This window comes from Mesorhizobium koreense, assembly GCF_031656215.1.
GTDB lineage: Bacteria > Pseudomonadota > Alphaproteobacteria > Rhizobiales > Rhizobiaceae > Mesorhizobium_L > Mesorhizobium_L koreense.
Window position 1 is genome coordinate 3676090 of sequence record NZ_CP134228.1, and the last position, 15501, is coordinate 3691590.

Annotated in this window: 11 protein-coding genes; 2 read left to right on the plus strand and 9 right to left on the minus strand. The window is 63.0% G+C overall.

The window, feature by feature from the left end:
* Nucleotides 1-81: 81 nt before the first annotated feature.
* The 3 genes from clpA to RBH77_RS17500 all read right to left on the minus strand — a co-directional run bounded on the left by clpA (nucleotide 82) and on the right by RBH77_RS17500 (nucleotide 3518).
* Complete coding sequence (clpA, locus tag RBH77_RS17490) at nucleotides 82-2589, minus strand: ATP-dependent Clp protease ATP-binding subunit ClpA (RefSeq protein WP_311028857.1); 2508 nt, start codon at nucleotides 2587-2589, stop codon at nucleotides 82-84.
* A 7-nt stretch (nucleotides 2590-2596) separates the two neighbouring features.
* Nucleotides 2597-2926: an ATP-dependent Clp protease adapter ClpS gene (gene clpS, locus RBH77_RS17495; RefSeq protein ID WP_311032589.1), complete on the minus strand. Its 330-nt coding sequence runs from the start codon at nucleotides 2924-2926 to the stop codon at nucleotides 2597-2599.
* Nucleotides 2927-3188: 262 nt separating this feature from the next.
* Complete coding sequence (locus RBH77_RS17500; protein ID WP_311028858.1) at nucleotides 3189-3518, minus strand: phasin family protein; 330 nt, start codon at nucleotides 3516-3518, stop codon at nucleotides 3189-3191.
* 282 nt (nucleotides 3519-3800) lie between these two features.
* Here RBH77_RS17500 and RBH77_RS17505 point away from each other — a divergent pair, with 282 nt between their 5' ends.
* Both RBH77_RS17505 and RBH77_RS17510 read left to right on the plus strand, forming a co-directional pair.
* Complete coding sequence (locus RBH77_RS17505) at nucleotides 3801-5129, plus strand: SPOR domain-containing protein (protein ID WP_311028859.1); 1329 nt, start codon at nucleotides 3801-3803, stop codon at nucleotides 5127-5129.
* A gap of 62 nt (nucleotides 5130-5191) precedes the next feature.
* Nucleotides 5192-5500 (plus strand): hypothetical protein, encoded by a 309-nt coding sequence (locus RBH77_RS17510; RefSeq protein WP_311028860.1) that lies wholly within the window; start codon nucleotides 5192-5194, stop codon nucleotides 5498-5500.
* 7 nt (nucleotides 5501-5507) lie between these two features.
* Here RBH77_RS17510 and RBH77_RS17515 read toward each other — a convergent pair whose 3' ends face one another.
* The 6 genes from RBH77_RS17515 to RBH77_RS17540 all read right to left on the minus strand — a co-directional run bounded on the left by RBH77_RS17515 (nucleotide 5508) and on the right by RBH77_RS17540 (nucleotide 14942).
* Complete coding sequence (locus tag RBH77_RS17515) at nucleotides 5508-5945, minus strand: DUF1489 family protein (protein WP_311028861.1); 438 nt, start codon at nucleotides 5943-5945, stop codon at nucleotides 5508-5510.
* 580 nt (nucleotides 5946-6525) lie between these two features.
* On the minus strand, nucleotides 6526-7926 hold the full coding sequence (locus RBH77_RS17520; RefSeq protein ID WP_311028862.1) for an L-serine ammonia-lyase: 1401 nt from the start codon (nucleotides 7924-7926) through the stop codon (nucleotides 6526-6528).
* Between the two features lie 135 nt (nucleotides 7927-8061).
* Entirely contained in the window at nucleotides 8062-8859 is a 798-nt protein-coding gene (locus RBH77_RS17525; protein WP_311028863.1) for a YdcF family protein, read from the minus strand.
* 840 nt (nucleotides 8860-9699) lie between these two features.
* A protein-coding gene (prfB, locus tag RBH77_RS17530) for a peptide chain release factor 2 (RefSeq protein ID WP_311028864.1) occupies nucleotides 9700-10831 on the minus strand; the annotation gives its coding sequence in 2 pieces (ribosomal slippage) (nucleotides 9700-10764 and nucleotides 10766-10831; 1131 coding nt in all).
* A 153-nt stretch (nucleotides 10832-10984) separates the two neighbouring features.
* Nucleotides 10985-13486, minus strand: coding sequence for a penicillin-binding protein 1A (locus RBH77_RS17535; RefSeq protein ID WP_311028865.1), 2502 nt, complete (start codon nucleotides 13484-13486; stop codon nucleotides 10985-10987).
* Nucleotides 13487-13697: 211 nt separating this feature from the next.
* Nucleotides 13698-14942, minus strand: coding sequence for an N-acetylmuramoyl-L-alanine amidase (locus RBH77_RS17540; RefSeq protein ID WP_371832794.1), 1245 nt, complete (start codon nucleotides 14940-14942; stop codon nucleotides 13698-13700).
* Nucleotides 14943-15501 lie beyond the last annotated feature (559 nt).

Here is a 15501-nt window from a genome sequence, read left to right on the forward strand (position 1 = left end):
AATTCGAAAAGATGTGGTCCAAAAAAGGAAAAGGCTTCTCCCAACGCGTCGGGAGAAGCCTCGATCAGTGCCTGTCGAGCATCAGGACTTGCGCGGCAGCTGCGGGACAATACTCCGCTTGGCCGCACCCCTGCCCTTTTGCGGGGGGGCGTCGGGTTGGCCGGCAGGTCCCTTGCCTGCAGGCCTGGGCTTTGCCTGCGCCTTCACCGATGACGGTTTCTTCGCCGTCTTCTTCTTCGGTGCGGGCGCCTTTTTCGGATCTTCCTTCTTGGGGTGCACCGGCACCTCGTCGCTGATGGCTTCGAGCTTCAGGCCCGGCTTGCCGGCTTCGTCGTTGACGACGGTGACCTTGACCGTGCCGCCGCGCTTCAGCTTGCCGAAGAGCACCTCGTCGGCAAGCGGCTTCTTGACGTGCTCCTGGATGACCCGGCCGAGCGGCCGTGCGCCCATGCGTTCGTCATAGCCCTTGTCCGCCAGCCAGGCGATAGCCTCGGGCGACAGGTCGAAGGTGACGCGGCGCTCGGCAAGCTGCGCCTCGAGCTGAATGACGAATTTCTGCACGACCTGATGTACGACCGGCACCGGCAATGCGCCGAACGGGATGATCGCGTCGAGGCGGTTGCGGAACTCCGGCGAGAAGAGCCGGTTGATCGCCTCCATGTCGTCTCCTTCGCGCTTGGAGGAGCCGAAGCCGATAGCGGCCTTCGCCATGTCGGCCGCACCCGCATTCGTCGTCATGATGAGGATGACGTTGCGGAAGTCGATCTTCTTGCCGTTATGGTCGGTCAGCTTGCCGTGATCCATGACCTGCAACAGGATGTTGAACAAGTCCGGATGCGCCTTCTCGACCTCATCGAGAAGCAGCACGCAATGCGGATGCTGGTCGACGCTGTCGGTGAGCAGACCGCCCTGGTCGAAGCCGACATAGCCCGGAGGCGCGCCGATCAGCCGGCTCACCGTGTGCCGCTCCATATATTCCGACATGTCGAAGCGGATCAGTTCCACTCCGAGCGAGGCGGCAAGCTGCTTGGCGACCTCGGTCTTGCCGACGCCGGTCGGGCCGGAGAACAGATAGCTGCCGATCGGCTTTTCCGGCTCGCGCAGGCCGGCCCGGGCCAGCTTGATCGCGGAGGCAAGAGCGGAGATTGCCGTCTCCTGCCCGTAGACGACGCGCTTCAATTCTTCCTCCAGCGTCGCCAGCACCTTCTCGTCGTCGGTCGTCACCGTCTTCGGCGGGATGCGCGCCATCGTGGCGATGGTCGCCTCGATCTCCTTGACGCTGATGGTCTTGCGACGGCGGGATTCGGGCAGCAGCATCTGCGAGGCGCCCGTCTCGTCGATCACGTCGATCGCCTTGTCGGGCAGCTTCCGGTCGTTGATGTAACGTGCCGAAAGCTCGACCGCCGCCTTGATCGCCTCATTGGTGTAGCGGACCTTGTGGAAGTCCTCGTAATAGGGCTTCAGACCCTTCATGATGGCGATAGCGTCGTCCACCGAAGGCTCGTTCACGTCGATCTTCTGGAAGCGCCGCACCAGTGCGCGGTCCTTCTCGAAGAATTGGCGGAACTCCTTGTACGTGGTCGAGCCGATGCAGCGGATCGCGCCGGACGACAGCGCCGGCTTCAAGAGGTTCGAAGCGTCCATCGCGCCGCCCGACGTGGCGCCGGCTCCGATCACCGTGTGGATCTCGTCGATGAACAGGACCGCACCCGGATATTCTTCCAGTTCCTTGACGACCTGTTTCAGCCGCTCCTCGAAATCACCGCGATAGCGGGTTCCGGCAAGCAGCGTGCCCATGTCGAGCGCGAAGATTGTCGCGTTCATCAGGACGTCCGGCACGTCGCCCTCGACGACGCGCTTGGCAAGGCCTTCCGCGATGGCGGTCTTGCCGACGCCGGGATCGCCCACGTAAAGCGGGTTGTTCTTGGAGCGGCGGCATAGCACCTGGATGGTGCGGGCGATCTCGGATTCGCGGCCGATCAGCGGATCGATACGGCCAGCCCGCGCCTTGTCGTTCAGATTGATGCAGTAGGCGGTCAGCGCATCCTGTTGCTGCTTCTTCTTGCCGCCTTCTTCCGGTTCGCCGCCACCACCCGCTCCGGGCTGATCTTCCTCGGCTCCACGCGGCGGCCGCGAATCGCCCGCGCCCGGCCGCTTGGCGATGCCGTGCGAGATGTAGTTGACCGCGTCGTAACGGGTCATCTGCTGTTCCTGCAGGAAATAGGCGGCGTGGCTCTCGCGCTCGGCGAAGATGGCGACGAGCACGTTGGCGCCCGACACCTCCTCACGGCCGGACGATTGCACGTGGATGACGGCACGCTGGATCACGCGCTGGAAGCCGGCGGTCGGCTTGGAATCCTCGTCATACCCCGTGACGAGATTGTCCAGTTCCGTGTCGATATAGGTGACGAGAACCTGCTTCAGTTCGTCGAGATCGACATTGCAGGCCCGCATGACGGCACCGGCGTCGGCATCGTCGATCAGGGCGAGCAGAAGATGTTCGAGCGTCGCGTATTCGTGGTGACGCTCATTCGCATAGGTGAGCGCTTGATGCAGCGCTCGTTCTAGGCCTTGGGAGAAAGCCGGCATTCATTCCTCACTTCTTCTCCATCACGCATTGCAGCGGGTGCTGATGCTGACGGGCAAAGTCCATGACTTGCGTCACTTTGGTCTCGGCGACCTCGAATGTATATACCCCGCACTCTCCGACACCGTGATTGTGAACATGCAGCATGATGCGGGTGGCGGCGTCGCGGTCTTTCTGGAAAAAACGCTCCAGTACGTGGACGACAAATTCCATCGGCGTGTAGTCGTCGTTCAGGATCAGTACGCGGTAAAGGCTCGGCTTCTTCGTTTTCTGCCTGGGCCGGGCAATGACAGCCGTACCACGCCCGGTGCCATTTCCTCGGTCCTGGCCCGCCTGCATGGTAACGGCGCGACACCGCACTGGTTCCCGGCCGATCGTCAATCGTTGCCTTCCTTTCGCCGAGCTTGATCGAGAGCCCGACATGTAGGTATCCATCACGTAATTTTAAGACCTTCTGGCGCGCTGACAATACGGTCTTCACAAGAGGCACCCGTATTTCGTCAGCCCCGGTTCCGTCAGCGATGCGGCGGGAAAACAAAAAACCCGGCCGCTATCGCGACCGGGTTCACGTGGACCTTTAGATGAAAGGCCGGTCGAAAGCCTATTTCGCCCTCGGCGCGATCTCTTCGAACGGCTTGTAGGCATCGCGTGCCAGTTCCGCGTAGAGATCGATCATCTTCGTGGCTTCGGCGATGAAACCTTCATATGCGCTCTTAGCGTAGCTCGATTGCACCTCGAAAGCCGCCTCGGGCGACTTCGCCGCGGCGAGCTTCTGGAACGCGGCGCTGCCGTCCTCGTAGCTTTTCTTGGTGTACTCGGTCGCGTCGAGCGCGATCGCCTGGATGCTCTTGGACCAAGAGGCAAAGCTCTTCAGACCGGAATCGATGAATTCCTTGCCGAGGGCGTCGGCCTCCTCGAATGTATGCGTCATGCCATGAACCTTTCCATTCAACTGAAAGTCCGGAATTTTCGCGATGCACAAAATGTAGATGCATTGCACAATTTGTCAATGCATCCGAGCCGGCGGCGCTCCCGGAGCCACAGGACCACCCGCCGTGATCGGCTCAAACGCGAAAGAATTTATGAACGTTACGGTTACCATAAACGGATTGGTAACGCCGCCTCCAATAGATTTCCCGCTCGATATCTCGTGGGCCTTTGGCGGCCCGAATGCGGTAACAAATCCAAGGGCAAGGCTGTGGGCAAGGTAGTAGTGGCTTCTGTGTTTGTGTCGAAATTCGCCTCGCTCACGGCAAAAGCAGTCATCCTCTCCTTCATCGTCGCGATGATGGCGTGGTCCGGCGTGGCCCAGGCATCGACGCGCCATGCGGCGATCGTCATCGACGCGAAGACGGGCCGGACGCTCTACGAATCGAACGCGGATGCTTTGCGCTATCCCGCGTCGTTGACCAAGATGATGACGCTCTATCTCACCTTCGAGGCGCTTCAGTCCGGCAGGATATCGAAATCGACGCCGGTGCCGTTCTCGGCCGAGGCCGCTTCCCAGCCGCCGACCAAGCTTGGCGTGAAGGCCGGCGGTGCGGTCACGGTCGAAACAGCCATCTACGCCCTGATAACGCGTTCGGCGAACGACGCGGCGACGGCGCTGGGCGAAATGCTCGGCGGCAGCACACGCAATTTCGCCCGCACCATGACCGCGACCGCGCATCGGCTCGGCATGACGCGCACGACCTTCAAGAACGCCAACGGACTACCGGACGATGAGCAGGTGACGACGGCGCACGACATAGCGCTGCTCGGCATCGCGCTTCGCGAACATTTCCCGCAATATTACGGCTATTTCGCCACGCGCTCCTTCCAATACGGAAGGCACCGGATCAGGGGCCACAACCACCTTCTGGGGCGCATTGACGGCGTGGACGGCATCAAGACCGGCTACACGCACGCCTCCGGCTACAATCTGGCTACATCGGTGAAGCGCGACGGGCGCAGCATCGTGGCGGTCGTGTTGGGTGGCAAGACCAGCCGTTCCCGCGACGCGGAAATGGCCGAGTTGATCCGCAAATACATGCCGCGCGCCTCGCGCCGTGGCGATCCGGGCGACTACATCGCCTCGCGGCAGGAGGTGGCACCGGCAGCCGTAGCGGTTGCGCTCCCCCGCCACGATGCGCCGACCCCCGACAAGCGGCCCGCGCGGGTAATCCCCGCGCCGGAGACGCAGGCACTCGCACTGGTTTCGGAAGCACCAGAGCCAGCCGCGCGGCCTGCTCTCAAGGTCGCCGAGGCCATCGCCAGCAAGGGCGTCGACCCGGTCAGCACTGCCTCCACGGCGCCGAGCGGCTGGGCGATCCAGATCGCCGCGACCGACAGCGAAACGCAGGCCCGCGCCGTGCTCGACAAGGCGAGCAAAAAGGCGCCGACGGTGCTTGCAGACGCTTCGCCTTTCACTGCCGTCTACCAGAAGGGCGGCGACACCTATTACCGCGCGCGCTTCGGCGGCTTCTCGTCGAAGACGCAGGCATGGGACGCCTGCGGCGCACTGAAGAAGCGCAAGATTTCCTGCTACGCGGTGGAGCAATAGCCGGCGCAATGTGACTTCGGGTGGGGCATACCCTGAATAGTGTCGAGTAGAGGGGGAACGCCGTGATAACGGGAGAACAAGACGCCGCCGGGATCGTCGATCCGCGTCCGCAATCGCGATCTACAATTCACCCGCAGGGGCGCGGCCTCGGCTTCAGCACGTTGCGGCAGGCGGCGACGCGGCTTGCGGACTTCCGCAGCCCGGGGAACAGGTTCAAGACCCGCGACCTGGTCGCCTTGCTGCTCAGCCACGGCGCACGGTCATGGCGTGCCTCGCAGCCGGCGGCACGGGTACGTGTCAGGGTTTTCGCGCCCGACGGACACCCCGCCGTGCGCATCGACCTCGATGCGCCCGAGATCACCGCCAGGTAAAAGTGGCCTAAAGCAGCCCCAATTCCGCAAGTTCGCGCCGCAAATTCTGCGGCAGCGCGAACCATCCTTCGCGCTCTTCCCGCGCATCCACGGGCGCTTCCGACTGCTTCAGATAGCGCCAGCCCTGGAAAGCGCGGCGCGGCTGCCATTCGGTGCGCACGACCTTTGGCTCGAGGACCAAGTGACAGCGGCCGATGCCGTCCTTGTCGGTGAATGGCCGAATCTCGGTAATCCGCTGCCGACACTGGACGTTGCCCTTGATCACCCAATAGAGCGACCCGCCTGAGGTGATCTCCTCCACCCGCTTCGGCACCATGCGGGTGGTATGGAAATGCTCCGGCTTCTCGCCCGCACGGCGCTTCTCCTCGAGGCGGAAACCGATCCATTCCTCGAGGTCTTCGACGCTGTCGCAGCCGACGCACAATTTGAGGATATTGAGAGGCATGGCCTATGGTTTAGCGGCCGGCGTGCGGAGGTCAAGCGCCGGCCGACGCATCTCCACAAGGACGCGGCCTCTCCTGCCGCCGCAACCTTTCCCGCTACCGAGCATTAAAGAAGCTGCTAGATTCAGTAACGGTCGGGGCGATTCTTGGAAATCCGGAAAGGTCCAAGCTCATGTTGAAATATATTGCCGCAGCGATATTGGCATCTTCCCTTGTCGTTTCGACAGCCTTTGCCGCATCAAACGACTATTCGCGACGGCATGACAGCCGCAACCACCAACAGAGCGAGGTTCACAAGACCCCGGACCGCTATCACAGGGATCGCCGTGACTCCCATTCGCACAGGGATCGCCATGGGGATCGGTACGATCGGTATCATTCGCGCTACAGGCCGGGAGAGCGCTACCGCTCGGCTCCACATGGCTGGCATCGCTATCACAAGCGCCCGCGCGACTGGCACAACCGCGGCTGCATCGTCGTCGGACCGATGTGGTTCTGCCCATAAGCCATACGAAAGAGCGGCACGCGCGACATCCGTGCCCGCTATCGTCATCCGGCCGCGCCTCGCGGCCGGATTCTTGCTCAGCACTCCACGACGTTGACGGCCAACCCGCCCTGGCTGGTCTCCTTGTAGCGCTCGTTCATGTCGTGGCCGGTCTGGCGCATGGTTTCGACCGCCGCATCGAGCGGCACGAAATGCTGCCCGTCGCCCTTGATCGCCAAAGATGCCGCCGTCACAGCCTTCACGGCGCCGAGCGCGTTACGCTCGATGCAGGGCACCTGCACCAGCCCGCCGACCGGATCGCAAGTCATGCCCAGATGGTGTTCGAGCGCGATCTCGGCGGCGTTCTCGACCTGCTCGGGCGTGCCGCCCATCACCGCGCATAGTCCCGCGGCGGCCATAGCCGAGGCCGAGCCGACCTCGCCCTGGCAGCCGACTTCCGCGCCGGAGATCGAGGCGTTGTGCTTGATGATGCCGCCGATCGCCGCCGCCGTCAGCAGGAAGTCACGCGTGCCGTGCGGGTCGGCATCGACATGGAACCGGCGCCAATAGCGCATCACCGCCGGCACCACGCCGGCAGCACCATTGGTCGGCGCGGTCACCACGCGTCCGCCGGCGGCGTTCTCCTCATTCACCGCCATCGCATAGACGGAGAGCCAGTCGTTCGCCATCAGCGGGTTGGGCCGATTCTGCCGCCAATCCTCCTCCATGCGCTCGTTGAGCTTTTTGGCGCGGCGGCGCACCTTCAGCCCGCCCGGCATGATCCCTTCCTGCGACAGGCCGCGGTCGATACAGGCGCTCATGGCGCCCCAGACGCGGTCGAGCCCGGCATCGAGTTCGGCACGGCTCATGCGGGTTTCCTCGTTCGCCCGCTTCATGTCGGAGATCGAAAGCCCGCTCGCCTTGGCCATTTCGAGCATCTGCCGCGCGCTGCCGAAGGGATAGGGCACGCCCCTCTCCTCCGGCTTCTGGCTGTCGGCCTTCATGCGCTGCAATTCCTCGGCGGAAACCACGAAACCGCCGCCGATGGAATAGTAGATCCGGCGCAGCAGAAGCCGATCATCGCGATCGTAGGCAGAAAAGACCATGCCGTTGGCATGACCCGGCAGCGGATGCTTACGGTCGAGTTCGAGATCCTTTTGCGGATCGAAGCGGTATCCGGGATGGCCGGGCGGCTCGATACGTTTTTCGGTGGCGATCTTCTCCAGGATCGCATCGGAGGCGTCCGGATCGACGGTAAGCGGCGTCTGGCCCGTCAATCCCAGGATCACCGCGCGATCGGTGCCGTGGCCGATACCGGTGAATGCAAGCGAGCCGTGCAGGCTGACAGCGATCCGATCGACCACCGTGCCGACCGGCCTCGGCCAGTCGTCACCGGCAAGTTCGTCGAGAAAACGGACGGCGGCCGTCATCGGCCCCATCGTGTGCGAACTCGACGGGCCGATGCCGATCTTGAAGAGGTCGAAGACGGAGAGAAACATTTCCGGGATTCCGCGAAAACTCGCCAATCTATCTTCTATCTTTCCTTCGACGTCTCGAGGCTCGATATCCGCCGACTTCCGCTATCGCACGCACGACATGGCCTTATGTCGTACCCCTTTTCTCCGACCGCAAGCTTATCCTGGCGCCGGAAAGAGACTGTCGATCTTGCCGGAGAGGCGATAGGCGGCGAGGCCGGCCCATTCGCGGATGGCGAGCGTCATGTTCTGCAGGCAATCAATTGCGTTGTCACGCGCAAACGAAAGCCGCTCGTTTCCCGCCGTGCGGTAATCGGTCGGCCATGCGACGATATCGAAACCGGCCTTGCGGAAGAGCGCCATGGCGCGAGGCATATGGAAGGCCGACGTCACCAGAAGCCATGTCTCGCCCGGCTTCGGTTTCACCAGATCACGGGTGAAGACGGCATTCTCATAGGTATTGCGCGAGTGCGTCTCCAGCCTTAGACGCTCGCGCGCGATCCCGAGCGCTTCGAGAAGCCGCGGCGCGGTCACCGCATCGCCCTCGCCGGCCAGCACCAGCGAACCATTGCCACCGGTGACGACGATTTCCGCATCCTTGTATCGGCGCGCAAGGATCGCCGCTTCCACGATGCGGTCGGCGCTGTTGTTCAATTCGTAGCCATGGCGCACAAGGTTGATGCCACCTTCAAAGAAACCGCCGAGGACAATGATTCCCTTCACTTCTTCAGGCTGCGCGGCGGGCCGGCTGAACCGGTCCTCCAGCGGTTCGAGCAGTACCGAACCGGTGCTGGTCCAGACCGAAACGACGAGGATGAGAAGCGCCAGCGCCGGGAACAGGACCGACAATCGCCTGAGCCTAAGCAGCGATGCCGTAAGCCCCAACAGCAGCAAAAGGGCAATGAGGTTCAGCGGCTGGATAATGAAGCCGACAATCTTCGAGGCGACAAAGAACATGCTATCTCCCGGCAACCTCAACGCCACCCTGGATCATACTGGATGATTCGCAGGCTCGGGGCGACGGGATGGCGGGCGGGCATCCGTGGTTTTGAAAGCCATCAAAGCCGTCGTTCATGTGGACATCCTTCTTCGTCCTCCGCCCTTCGCATCCGTCATCCACACGCTCCGCCCCCGCCACGCTGCCTGTCGGCCCTGGCCATTGTTCAGTCGGGAAGCGGGGCGCGCGGCCGTGCCTTCCGAATTGACATAGGTGGCGCGAACCTCGCGCCCCGCCGGCGATTTCTGTTCCCGCCTGTTCCGCTGCTCCCCGAGCCTCACCCTGAACCTGCCGAAGGGTAGTCACTCCGAACAGGTTCAGCGCTCGTCCCGGGGTCTGTGTACCTTCTACCGGCACGCAGGAGTCATAGTGCCCCCAGGGGAACCTCCAGGCGGAACCTCCCCGGCCATGATGCCACGTCAGCATCACGGCGGAGGCGCCGGCTCCTCTCCACGCAATCACCGTCATGATCGGTGTTCCCGATGGGAGGAACTGACAGGGAGTATGGATGAAGGGCAGAGGGCGTGGAGAAAGGGAGGCGAAGAAAATATGGAAAGGCAGCGATATGAACGGGTTGGGAAACAAACGGGCGCAGGTTTATCCACGTTTCGGCGACTGCCCCCTTCCTCCGTCATTCCCGATCTCGTGAGCGACTGTGGAGCGGAGAGTGTCGGGAATGGCGGCGTTTTCATCGACCCTTCCGACAATCGCCGGAGATGGGGGAGCCCCGATGAGGCAAAGCCGAACCGTCGGGCGAACCTGGTGAAGGGTGATCGCTAAGATGACAACGCCGGGAGCGCCTACTCTATATCCTCGACAGGCTGGCCGGAGCCGCCTTCTATCCGCTGCGCCAGCGACGCCTTCATGAATTCGTCGAGGTCACCGTCGAGCACGCCTGACGGGGAAGTGTTCTCGACACCGGTGCGCAGATCCTTCACGAGCTGGTAGGGCTGCAGCACGTAGGAGCGGATCTGGTGGCCCCAGCCTATATCGGTCTTGGAGGCTTCGGTCGCGTTGGCCGCCTCCTCGCGCCGCTTCAGTTCTTCCTCATAGAGCCGTGAACGCAGCATCTCCCAGGCGGTAGCGCGGTTCTTGTGCTGCGAGCGCTCGGCCTGGCAGGCGACCGCGATGCCGGTCGGGATATGGGTGATGCGCACGGCCGAATCGGTCGTATTGACGTGCTGGCCACCGGCGCCCGATGAACGGTAGGTGTCGATGCGGACATCGGATTCCGGTATGTCGATCTCGATCGTGTCGTCCACCACCGGATAGACCCAGACGCTGGCGAAGGAGGTGTGGCGGCGCGCGTTGGAATCGTAGGGAGAGATGCGCACCAGCCGGTGAACGCCCGATTCCGTCTTCAGCCAGCCATAGGCATTGTTGCCCTTGACGAGCACGGTGGCCGACTTGATGCCGGCCTCCTCGCCGTCGTGCATTTCCAGCACCTCGACCTTGAAGCGCCGGCGCTCGGCCCAGCGCGTATACATGCGCAGCAGCATCGAGGCCCAGTCCTGGCTCTCGGTGCCGCCCGCGCCCGCATGGATTTCGACATAGGTATCGTTGGCGTCGGCCTCGCCGGAGAGCATGGTCTCGATCTGGCGCGCCTTGACCTCGCCCGACAGCGCGCGGATCGCCGCCTCGGCCTCGTCCACGACGCCGCGGTCGCCTTCTTCCTCGCCGAGCTCGATCAGACCGAGATTGTCGTCAAGCGCCTGCGTCAGCCCGCGCACCGCCTTGATGCCGTCCTCGAGCGACTGGCGCTCGCGCATCAGCTTCTGCGCTTCCTGCGGATTGTTCCAGAGATCGCCGTCCTCGGCGCGATTATTGAGATAGTCGAGCCGTTTTACCGCCTGATCCCAGTCAAAGATGCCTCCTCAGCAGGGCGATCGCCTGCTTGATCTCGTCGACGAGGCTTTCCGTTTCGGCGCGCATCGGCTCGCTCTTTCCGTTCGTCAATATGCTGAATCGGCGCGGAACATAGGGACGGCAGCCGCCCCTGTAAAGGACGGCTGCCGTGAAAGTCGCGCCTAAGCATCTTGCAGCCGGACGGGTATGTCCGGCGTGGCGCAAATGCGGCTAAGGTTCTCAGTAGAGGCCGCCGCTGCCTGTCGTAACCGCCTGGTTGGCCTCCGGCGACAGCACGCGCGGTCCGTTGATGTCCACCTCGTCGCCCATGCCGATGACGGAGTAGGTATCGGCCGGGCCGGTGCCGGGCTTGAAGGCTTCCATGATGACATCCGGCCCGCCGCCCTCGGCGCGCATGCCGGTCTTGCGATTGATCGCGATCAGCTTCATGCCGGGCGGCACACGGAAATCGACCGGCCGCGTGCCGGCAAGCTCCGCCTTCATGAATTCCTTGAACACCGGCGCGGCCAGCCCACCGCCGGTGGAGCCGTGGCCCATCGGCTTCGGCGTGTCGTAGCCCATGTAGAGGCCGACGACGAGATCGGGCGTGAAGCCGACGAACCAGGCGTCCTTCTCCTCGTTGGTCGTGCCCGTCTTGCCGGCGATCGGATAACCGAGATCGTGGATGATATAGCCGGTGCCGCGCTGCACCACGCCCTCCATCATCGAGGTGATCTGGTAGGCGGTCATCGGATCGAGCACCTGCTCGCGATTGTCGACGATGGTCGGTTCCGGCTGGTCGTGCCAGTCCTGGGCGTTACAGCCTTCGCAGACGCGCTGGTCATGCTTGAAGATCGTCTTGCCGTAGCGGTCCTGGATACGGTCGATGAGCGACGGCTTGATCTGCTTGCCGCCGTTCGCCATCACCGCATAGGCGGAAACCATGCGCATCACCGTGGTCTCGCCCGAGCCGATCGCCATCGGCAGGTACGGCGCCAGATGATCGTAGACGCCGAAGCGCTCCGCATATTCGGCGACGATGTTCATGCCGAGGTCCTGGGCAAGCCGGATCGTCATCAGGTTGCGCGATTTCTCGATGCCGAGGCGGAGCGTCGAGGGACCGGCCCATTTGCCGCCGTAATTGTGCGGCTGCCAGATCGTATTGCCGACCTTGACGGTAATCGGCGCGTCGAGCACCACGGAAGCCGGCGTATAGCCGTTGTCCAGCGCGGCTGCATAGACGATCGGCTTGAACGACGAGCCGGGCTGGCGCATCGCCTGGGTCGCGCGGTTGAACTGGGATTCGGCGTAGGAGAAGCCGCCGACCATGGCGAGCACGCGGCCCGTGTGCGGGTCCATCGCCACCATGCCGCCTTCGATCTTGGGCACCTGGCGCAAGAGCCAGCCGCTTCCCTCCACATCCTGATCGCCGGCGCTTTCCGGATCGTGGCCTTCCTCCGCTACCTTCTTCTTCTCGACATAGACGACGTCGCCGGGCGAAAGCACGTCGGCCGGCGATTTGGCCTTGAGCAGCTTCCCTTCCTTGAAATGGCGCATCGCCCATTTCATATCGGCGGTGGCGATAGTCCCCTTCTCGCGCTCGGGGGCAAGCTTGCCCGACTGCAGCCGCTTGGGCTGGATACCGACCGTGACGCCGTCGTCGGAAGCGTCGAGCACGACGGCGAGATGCCATTCGGGCACGTCGCCGAGCGCATCGATCTTGGCCAGCGCGGGTCCCCAGTCGCCGGAAATGTCTATCTTGTCTACCGGGCCGCGATAGCCGCGCAGGGTATCGTATTTGATGAGGCCGTGCTGAAGCGACTTGCGCGCGAGACGCTGCATCTGCGGATCAAGCGAGGTGCGGACCGACAGCCCGCCTTCGTAAAGCGCAGACTCGCCGTAGCGCGCGAGAATCTCGCGGCGCACTTCCTCGGTGAAATACTCGGCCGCGAAAAGATAGGTGCCGCCGCGGCGGAGCTTGACGCCGAGAGGTTCGGCTTTCGCCTTCTCGCCCTCTTCCTTGCTGACATAGCCGTTCTCGACCATGCGATCGATGACGAAATTACGCCGCCCGATGGCACGATCGGTATGGCGGAAAGGCTGGTAGTTGGACGGCCCCTTGGGCAGGGCGGCGAGGTAGGCAGCCTCCGAAACCGTCAGTTCGTTGACGGACTTGTCGTAATAGGTAAGAGCCGCGCTGGCGATGCCGTAGGAGCCCATCCCGAGGAAAATCTCGTTGAGATAGAGTTCCAGGATGCGATCCTTGGAATAGGCCCGCTCGATGCGGAACGCCAGAATCATCTCCTTGATCTTGCGCGCGATCGTCTGGTCCGACGAAAGCAGGAAGTTCTTGGCCACCTGCTGCGTGATCGTCGAGGCGCCGACCGGCCGCTTTCCGGTGCCGAGATTGCGCACGTCCGTGACGACGGCGCGGATGATGCCGGGGATATCGATGCCGGGATGCGAATAGAAATTCTTGTCCTCGGCCGAGATGAAGGCGGCCTTGACGCGATCCGGGATCGCCTGGATCGGCAGGTAAAGCCGCCTCTCATGGGCATATTCGGCCATCAGCGAGCCGTCGGCCGCGTGAAACCGGGTCGTCACCGGCGGCTCGTATTTCGCCAGGACCTCGTAGTCGGGCAGATCCTTGGTCAGATTGCCGACATAGATAGCCACGCCGGCAGCCGCCAGCAGCGCCAGCATTATCCCAACGCCGAAGAAATAGCCCAGAAGTCGTATCATGCCTGCTCCAGCATGCGTCGGGCATGACCGAACGCACAAGGCGTCCGGCGAGACTCGCGCCCACGCCACCCTACTCTTATCCGGCGGTCCTTGCTCCGCCGTTGTGGGCAAAATGCGGCAAGGGCGCCAGAGGCGTGCAATTGGTTACCATTAGGCCGCGAACTGTTGTGTCGCTGCAACGCCTTCCGGGTACCGATTTCCACCGATGAATTCACCCTCCTGCCCTCACCTTGGCGGCGGCGAACAGCGAGATCGCCTTGCATATGCTGTCGACCGCTTTTGCACGCCATTTCGGATCGCGCAACTCCGCCTCGTCCTTCGGGTTGGACAGATAGCCGAGTTCGATGAGAACCGACGGCACGTCAGGCGCCCGCAACACCCTGAATCCGGCAAAGCGATGGGGATGGTTGATCATCTCGATCGTATTCGACAATTGCCCGACGAGCGAACGGGCAAAGCGGATCGAGAAGGAATGCGTCTCGCGTCGGATCAGGTCGACAAGGATGTCGGCAACGTCGTGGTTGGCCTCGGTGATCTCGACGCCGGCCAGATCGTCGGAGAGGTTTTCGCGCGAGGCGACGGCGGCGGCGGCGGCATCGGATGCCTTGTCGGAGACCGTATAGACGGTTGCGCCGCGGATGCCTTTCACCGAAATGGTGTCGGCATGGATGGAAATGAAGAGGTCGGCGTCGTCCTGCCGCGCGATCCGCACCCGTTCGTCCAGCGGCAGGAATCGGTCGTCGTCGCGGGTCATGAAGACCTTGTACTTTCCGACTTTTTCCAGCGCGTCCCTCAATTCGGTGCCGAAGGCGAGCGTGACGTTCTTCTCGATCGTGCCGCTGACGCCTTCGGCGCCGCCATCGATGCCGCCATGGCCGGGGTCGATGACGACGGTGAAGGGTTTGCCCGGAGCCTCGGGCTTCATGTCCACCGGCTCGTCTGTCGCCGCTGCCGCCTTGGGGGCGCCGCCCGCCTGTTTCGCCAGCGCCGCCTCGAAATCCGCCTCCGGCGACGCGACGATGTCGGCGACGAGCCGGTAGCCGGAGGAGGATTCGTTCTTGACGATGGAAATGCCGTCTACCGTAAAAGGCCCGTTCACCGCGAAGATCATGCGCGAATGATCGTCGCTGATCTTGCCGTAGCGGACATTCGTCACCAGCCCGCGCGGCTTGAGGTCGGCCGGCGCGATGGCAAAGCTCGTCTGCGGCAGGTCCACCACCAGCCGGTGCGGCGACCTCAGCAGGAACCAGTTGAGCGAGGCGTCGTCGTCGAGTTGCATGACAATGCGTGTCCTGACCGCATCGCCCGCGACGAGGAAATCATGCGCCTTCAGGATGTCCGCATGGGCCGAGGGCCGCATCGTCAAGGGAGCCGCGAAGCCGAGCAGGAGCACAGCCAAAAAGAGCAGGCCGGCCCGCTTCAAACAGTCCGACAAGGGGCCGCAGAGCCGTCGCATGAACATCCTTTTTGGCAGGCCGCACCAGCGAATACGAAACCGACAACGCTGATTAACGACTGGTAACGACGCTTGGTTAACCAAGCCTTGCAGACCGGCATCCCCATCCAGGTTCCATTTGCCGGCATCGAAACAGGGTTGCCATGAACCGCGCCAAATCATAAAAGCGACAAAGGGTCGCTGCAATGCCCCGGGACCGGACTCGATCGCAACGACACTGACGCGAGGCAGAGAGAGGCGGCTTGAAATCGCGTCCTTCCGGGGACACATGCGGCTCTACGAATTCTCTCGGGGCGTTCCGAATGACTGGAACCCCGGTGTGAGGAAAACGGTCGGGATCGATATCCCGCGCCGGCTTTGTAAAAGCGAAAGAGCGGATCCGGATACCCGGGTCCAAATATCAAAGATGCGATCTCGCCGGGAAAAGCGATGAATTCAGGCATAGACATGGACGGATCGGGTGGACCCCGCGCCGCTATGGCGCCGGTCACCCTTTTCGCCCTGCCGAAACGTCCCCCGGCGCGCGCGCAATTGTCCGACACCTGCCCTCTCCCGACGC